This is a genomic window from Vicinamibacteria bacterium (assembly GCA_035620555.1).
Classification (GTDB): domain Bacteria; phylum Acidobacteriota; class Vicinamibacteria; order Marinacidobacterales; family SMYC01; genus DASPGQ01.
The window spans coordinates 1-6346 of record DASPGQ010000827.1 but is presented as its reverse complement, the minus strand read 5'-3'; the positions used below and the strand labels follow the sequence as shown (position 1 = coordinate 6346).

At 64.1% G+C, this 6346-nt stretch carries 6 protein-coding genes; 1 reads left to right on the top strand and 5 read right to left on the bottom strand.

Annotated elements, in window-relative coordinates:
* From nifJ to VEK15_32905, 4 genes are all read right to left on the bottom strand, one after another.
* On the bottom strand, window positions 1–1749 hold a 1749-nt coding region (nifJ, locus tag VEK15_32920; GenBank protein HXV65545.1), incomplete at its 3' end, for a pyruvate:ferredoxin (flavodoxin) oxidoreductase.
* A gap of 3 nt (window positions 1750–1752) precedes the next feature.
* Window positions 1753–2694, bottom strand: a complete 942-nt coding sequence (locus VEK15_32915; GenBank protein ID HXV65544.1) for a bifunctional enoyl-CoA hydratase/phosphate acetyltransferase — start codon at window positions 2692–2694, stop codon at window positions 1753–1755.
* On the bottom strand, window positions 2691–3917 hold the full coding sequence (locus VEK15_32910; GenBank protein ID HXV65543.1) for an MFS transporter: 1227 nt from the start codon (window positions 3915–3917) through the stop codon (window positions 2691–2693). Before VEK15_32910 ends, VEK15_32915 begins: the two co-directional genes overlap by 4 nt.
* 381 nt (window positions 3918–4298) lie before the next feature.
* Window positions 4299–4694, bottom strand: coding sequence for a PIN domain-containing protein (locus tag VEK15_32905; protein ID HXV65542.1), 396 nt, complete (start codon window positions 4692–4694; stop codon window positions 4299–4301).
* Here VEK15_32905 and VEK15_32900 point away from each other — a divergent pair.
* Window positions 4693–4914: a hypothetical protein gene (locus tag VEK15_32900; protein HXV65541.1), complete on the top strand. Its 222-nt coding sequence runs from the start codon at window positions 4693–4695 to the stop codon at window positions 4912–4914. The genes VEK15_32905 and VEK15_32900 overlap by 2 nt on opposite strands.
* A 235-nt stretch (window positions 4915–5149) precedes the next feature.
* Here the strand turns inward: VEK15_32900 and VEK15_32895 are convergent.
* Window positions 5150–6346: sensor histidine kinase (locus VEK15_32895; GenBank protein ID HXV65540.1), on the bottom strand; the 1197-nt coding region annotated here is incomplete at its 5' end.

The window sequence follows — 6346 nt, the reverse complement described above, 5'->3', positions numbered from 1 at the left end:
CTCCTCGCGGGGAAGGATTCCGGAGATGGCGAAGAAGCAGGTCTGCATGATGGTGTTGATGCGCCCGCCCATTCCCGCTTCTTTCGCGAGGGCATAGGCGTCGATGGTGAAGAAGCGGAGCTTCTTCTCGACCATCTGGTCCTGCATCTCGCGGGGCAGCTGATCCCACACGGCGTCGGGAGCGTAGGGTGCGTTCAGAAGGAAGACCGCACCAGAAGCGGCGTGCTCGAGGATGTCGATCTTGTCCACGAACTCGAACTGATGGCAGGCGACGAAGCTCGCCTGGTCCACGAGATAGGCTGAGCGGATGGGCCGCGGGCTCGATCGCAAGTGCGAGATTGTAATCGCGCCGGACTTCTTCGAGTCGTAGACGAAGTAGCCCTGTACGTGCCGTTCGGTCTCCTGGCCGACGATCTTGATGGAGTTCTTGTTGGCGCCGACGGTACCGTCGGCTCCGAGACCATAGAAGAGGGACGCCGACACGTCCTTTCCCTCGGTGCGGAACGACGGGTCCCACGAAAGCGACGAGTGCGTCACATCGTCGACGATTCCGATGGTGAAGTGGCGGCGAGGCGTCTTCTGGTCGAGCTCGTCGAAGACGGCTTTCACCATCGCCGGCGTGAACTCCTTCGAGGACAGCCCGTAGCGGCCGGCGATGACCCGCGGCTGGGCTGGGAAGTGCGGGTCCCCGGCCTCGGAGAGAGCGGTCACCACGTCGAGATACAGAGGGTCCCCCGGTGCCCCCGGCTCTTTGGTCCGGTCGAGGACGGCGATCGACCGAGCGGTCTTCGGGAGAGCCGAGACGAAAGTGGCAGCCCCGAACGGTCGATAGAGCCGCACCTTGAGGATTCCCACTTTTTCGCCGCTTCCGGAAAGGTGCTCAACCGTTTCTTCCACGGTCTCCGCTCCCGAGCCCATGATCACGATCACGCGTTCGGCCTCGGGATCGCCCGAGTAGTCGAAGAGATGGTAGCGGCGGCCCGTCCGCTCGGCGAATCGGACCATCACTTTCTCAACGATTCCCGGGCAGTCATCGTAGAAGACGTTAGCCGCCTCGCGCGCCTGGAAGAACACGTCGGGGTTCTGAGCCGTGCCGCGGAGGACGGGCCGGTCGGGGGTGAGGGCGCGCACGCGCGTCGCTCGAATCGCCTCCTCGGAAAGGAGGCTCCTCAAATCGTCGTCCGAGAGCTCCTCGATCTTCGCCACCTCGTGAGAGGTGCGGAAGCCGTCGAAGAAGTGAAGGAAGGGAACGCGCGACTCGAGCGTCGCCGCGTGCGCGATCGCGGCGAAGTCGTGTGCTTCCTGGACGGAGTTGGAGCAGAGGAGTGCGAATCCCGTCTGGCGGCAGGCCATCACGTCGGAGTGGTCGCCGAAGATCGAAAGCGCATGCGTCGCCAGCGTGCGGGCGGCCACATGCATGGTGAAGGGCGAGAGCTCCCCCGCGATCTTGTACATGTTGGGGATCATGAGGAGGAGACCCTGAGAGGCGGTGAAGGTCGTCGAGAGCGCCCCCGCCTGGAGGGCTCCATGGACGGCTCCGGCGGCGCCACCTTCCGACTGCATCTCTGCCACCTCGGGCACGACGCCCCAGAGGTTCGTCCTTCCCCGGCTGGCCCACTCGTCGCAGTGCTCGGCCATCGGCGAGCTCGGAGTGATCGGAAAGATCGCGATCGCCTCGCTCAGGCGAAACGCGACCGAGGCCGCGGCTTCGTTGCCGTCGACGGTAATGCGTTTCTTCTGCTCTGACACCTGTCAACCCTTTCCTATCGCCTGACGGCGGGCATGAGCCGCCAGCATGGCGACGGCGCAGCTCGCGATCCGAGACCGCACGCTGTCCGCCCGGCTCGTGAGAATAACCGGCACCCTCGCACCCAAAACCAGGCCGGCGCTGTCGGCGTTGGCGAGAAAGCTGAGCTGCTTGGCGAGGATGTTTCCCGCCTCCAGATCCGGCGCGAGCAAGATGTCCGGATCGCCCGCGACCTCGGAACGAATGCCTTTCGTTGCCGCCGCCTCCCGGCTGATGGCGTTGTCGAACGCCAGGGGTCCATCCAGGAGGGCGCCCTTGATCTGTCCCCGGTCGGCCATCTTGCAGAGAGCTGCGGCATCGATGGTGGCTGGCATCTTGGAGGTCACGGTCTCGACCGCGGCCAGGATGGCGACCTTCGGGTTTTCCCGGCCGAGAGCCACGGCCAGGTCGATGGCGTTCTGGCAGATGTCCACCTTGTCTTCGAGAGTGGGAGCGATATTGATCGCGCCGTCGGTCACGATCAGGACCTTGTGATAGGTGGGAACGTCCATGACGAAGATGTGACTGATTCGCCTCGCGGTACGGAGTCCTCCTTCGCGAGAAACGACGGCTCCCATCAACTCGTCGGTATGGAGGCTCCCTTTCATCAGGAGCTCCGCCTTGCCCTCGCGGACGAGCGCGACCGCCCGGGACGCTGACGCATGGCTATCGGCAACGTCCACGATCTCGTAATCGCCGACGTCGATGCCAGCGGGACGGCCGATTTCGGCGATCCGGTCGGCGGGACCCACGAGGATGGGCACGATGAGCCCTTTTTGCGCCGCTTCGACCGCTCCGGCCAGCGCGGACTCTTCGCAAGGGTACGCGACCGCGGTCGGAACCGGCTCGAGATTTCGGCACCTCTCGAGCAATCGTTCATATTTCCCCGTTCCAGGCTCTTTGCTCATGAATGTGTCTCCTTCGCTCCGCGCGGTCCCGTTTCCTTCAGCAGGAAGAGAAGCCCGATCGCGAGGGCGACCCCGTACATAAGCGGCGTGAACGCCGTCTGGTAGTGCCCGGGCTCCATTGGTGCGGCCCCCGAGGAGATACCCTCCAGAATCCATCCGAAGACCGGACCGAGGAGCGCGCTGAAGGTGAAGTTGAGAAAGTTGACCACTCCCGTTGCCGTTCCCCCGAACTGCGGCGGGTTCGCTTCCTTGATGATCGTGTACGGTAGCATCGCCGCCCCCGACGCGATGCCAGCGATGAGCCCGACGGTGTACGGGGGGAGCAGGTCAGAGGGGCCATAGAGAATGAACGCGAGGCACCCGAGTAGGACGATCGCCCCACCGAAGAGCACCGGCTTTCTCCGCCCCAGCCGATCCGAGATGAGGCCGAGGAGGGGACATCCGAGGATCCAGCCGAAGGGAACCGTCGAAGACCGCAGCACCGCGTCAGCATACTCGAAGCCGCGAGCCTCCTGGAGATAGCGAACGCCCCAGATCATGTCGAAGATGGTCGTGGGAATGAAGAGCAGACCCGCGATCAGTCCGCACAGAATCGACTGCGGGTTCTTGAAGACCACCTTGAACGCGTCGGCCGCGCTCGTCAGCCCGCCCTCTTTTCGGGCTCGTCGTTCATCCTTGGGCAGCAACAGGTAGAGAACTCCGCCAATCGCGAGACCGGCGATGCCCATTCCGATCCAGAACGCCTGCCAGGAAAGGCCGCGCCCGATCAAAGGTCCCACCAAGAACTGTCCGGCCGAGCCTCCTGCCATGCCGAACATCTGCGTCGCTCCGATCAAGGTGGCGGCGCGGGAGGCGGGAAAATTCGTGGTGGCGATGTAAATCGCTCCCACCAGCGCGAAGACGCCACCCGCTCCCTGGAGAAACCTCCCGACGCTCGCCGCCTCGCGGCTGCCCGTCGCGAACAGGAGGGCGCCGATGCCGACCACGGCCGCTGCCGTCGGCAGGAGCCGCCTCGGCCCCAGCCGATCCATGGCCGCCCCGGCGACCAGGCTGAACGGCGAATAGCCGTAGTAGAAGAGGCCCACGATCGAGGCGACGCCGAGTGGGCCGAGAGTGAAGGCCTCCGATAGCTGCGGCATCATGACCGCCGGCGCCGAACGGAGCGCGTACTGATAGAAGTAGTAGACCGCCGTAAGCAGCCAGGCAACCGCAGCTAATCTCACCTTCAGCCCCCGCGGGCGGAGAGCTTCTGCCCTCCCGCAGCGCATTCCCGACCCGCCATTGCGCCTAATTTCCCAAGAGGCGCGGGGTCACCGACTTGCACCGCCCGCGGGGCCGAACGCCCGGCCGTTCGGAAAGAAACGGGTCGATGCCGTTCCGAGCATACTCACCGTAGGCACAGTATTGGAAGGACGCTGAGCCGGGAACTCGTAAAAGTACTAGGCGGGAGAGAAGATTTTACGAGTTTGGTGCCTTCGAGAGGGCGGGTTGGTTGTGGCACAAGACAGGGCCCTCCGGGATATCGGCTTCGTCGATCTCCCAGAGAACGCCGTTCCGGTTCTAGCCCTAGGACGCCAGGTTTTCATGGACGACGGCCCGGAGGCTCAGGACCAGACGATCTCGACCAGCCCTTGCACCGCGAAGCCCTCCTCTTTGCTGATCAGCTTTGCCCCGACGGTACGAGCGGCGCTCACGATCAGCCGGTCGAAGGGATCGCGAATGGTGCCGAGAGCCGCGAACTCATCAATCTGCGGAAAGTCCAGCGAGAGAAACTTCAGCTTCGGGGTCTCCTCGGTCGCGGTTTTGAGCTGCGCGAGGCCGAACTCGATCCGCCCGAGCTCTCTCAACAAGACGACCTCGGCAGCAACGGCGGCCGGAATCCACGCCTGGCTTTCGCCCTCTTCAACCGACCTCAATGCACGTTTGGCCTTCCTGCCGAGCTTGGCCGGCGCTGCGAGCGAGAAAACCAACGCGTGGGTATCGAGGACGTAGCTAGCCATGGCGCCCGAGCCGGGACTCGCTCCCCCACAGGAGATCACGAACCTCCTGAATCTCTTCATCCGAGGGCAATTGGGTGCCTTCGAAAAGACCCAGGAAGCGCCCCTTCCCACCAACCTCGTCGGACCGATCGGTGAGGGCCCTCTCGAGATCGGCGACCACTTGTGCCGAGACGGAGCGATGCTGCGCCTTGGCTCGGGCCTCGAGGCGGCGCTTGAGTGAAGATGGGATTCGTATCGTGATAGCCGCGTCCTTGGCCATGTCATCATTATGAAACACAATGAATACAAATCTCAAGTAGGGGCGTTGCCGGTCCGCCGCCTGTCCGGCAGGAGCTCGAGTACCGTGGACGGAGGACGGCCGAAGAGGGAGACAGAACGAAATCGGTTTGGAACCTACCTCTTCGGAGCTTCGGCTGCGGTACGGTCATCTTCAGCCAACAAGACTCTGCGGCGACTCACGGCGAGCCTTCTCTCAGCGGCACCGAGACCGTAACCGTCGTTCCGCGTCCGGGGGCGCTCTCGATGTCGAGCTTCCCGTGCACGAGACGCGCCCTCTCCCTCATGCTCGCATGCCCGAGGCTCCTGGTTCGTCGCTGGCCCGACGCAAAACCCACTCCGTCGTCGCTCACCTTCATTTGCATCTGGCCGTTCGTCGTCGTTACCGCGAGCTGCACCCGGCTCGCCCCGGAATGTCGCGCCACGTTGCGCAGCGCCTCCTGAGCGATGCGGTAGAGGCAAGCCGCGGTCTCGGGCGGAAGCTCCGATGGCCCCTCGAACGAAGTCAATTCAGCGCGGATGGATTCTCTCCGGGAAAAGCGGTCGCACTCTACTTTGAGCGCATCCTTCAATCCCAGATCGTCGAGAACCGAGGGATGGAGCTGGTAGGAAAGCGCGTGAACATCCTCGCTGAGCCGAACGAGCTCGTCCCTCATGGCGGCCGCCGACTCCTCCACGGTTGAGCTCGGGGCCCGTCGCACGCGCGCCGCATCGATGGCGAGCCTTGCGAGCCTCTGGCTCAGATCGTCGTGCAGCTCCCGGGCGAGCCGGCGACGCTCGTCCTCATGGGCGGTGAGAAGGCGCCGCGCGAGCGCTCGGGCTTCCTTCTGGGAGGCGCGTCGGCGGGAGCGCTGCAGGAGGAGACCGCCGATAAGGGCCGTTTCCAAAACCAGGAAGCTGATGCCCACGAGAAGAAGCATACGGTGCTCGTCCCAGAGCGAGGGAGGCCGAAACAAGACACGGCTTCCCTCCGGAAGCAGTGTCTCGCGAATTCCCCATCGCGTCAGCTCGCGGAAGTCGTAGACCGGGCTGCCAGCCGTTACCGGACTTGGCTCGATCGTCTCGGGTGGCTCACCGCTCAAAATCCGGTGGGCGGTCGCCGCGGCACGGCGGCCAATCTCCGTTTCCGATAAGAGCGGTCCGCCTACGATTCCCGTGCCGAGCTGCGAGGCAAACAAGCCAAAAAGAGGTGCGCCGGACACGGCGTGAAGAATGGTGAACGGATCGTCGCGCCGGTTCACGATGCCAGCGGCATCTCCGTACTCGCCAAAGAGAATCGCGCTCTGCGACGAAAGTCCTGCGACTCGTTCTTGCATCTCCTGGAGCGACAGGCCTTGAAGCCAGCTGAAACGAACCCTGGCGGAGAAGGGCTGGAA

Bases quoted from the DNA above. Each gene is read 5' to 3' on its own strand.
- VEK15_32915 (HXV65544.1), bottom strand. From the start codon at position 2,694: ATGAGCAAAGAGCCTGGAACGGGGAAATATGAACGATTGCTCGAGAGG.
- VEK15_32900 (HXV65541.1), top strand. From the start codon at position 4,693: ATGGCGCCCGAGCCGGGACTCGCTCCCCCACAGGAGATCACGAACCTC.
- VEK15_32905 (HXV65542.1), bottom strand. From the start codon at position 4,694: ATGGCTAGCTACGTCCTCGATACCCACGCGTTGGTTTTCTCGCTCGCA.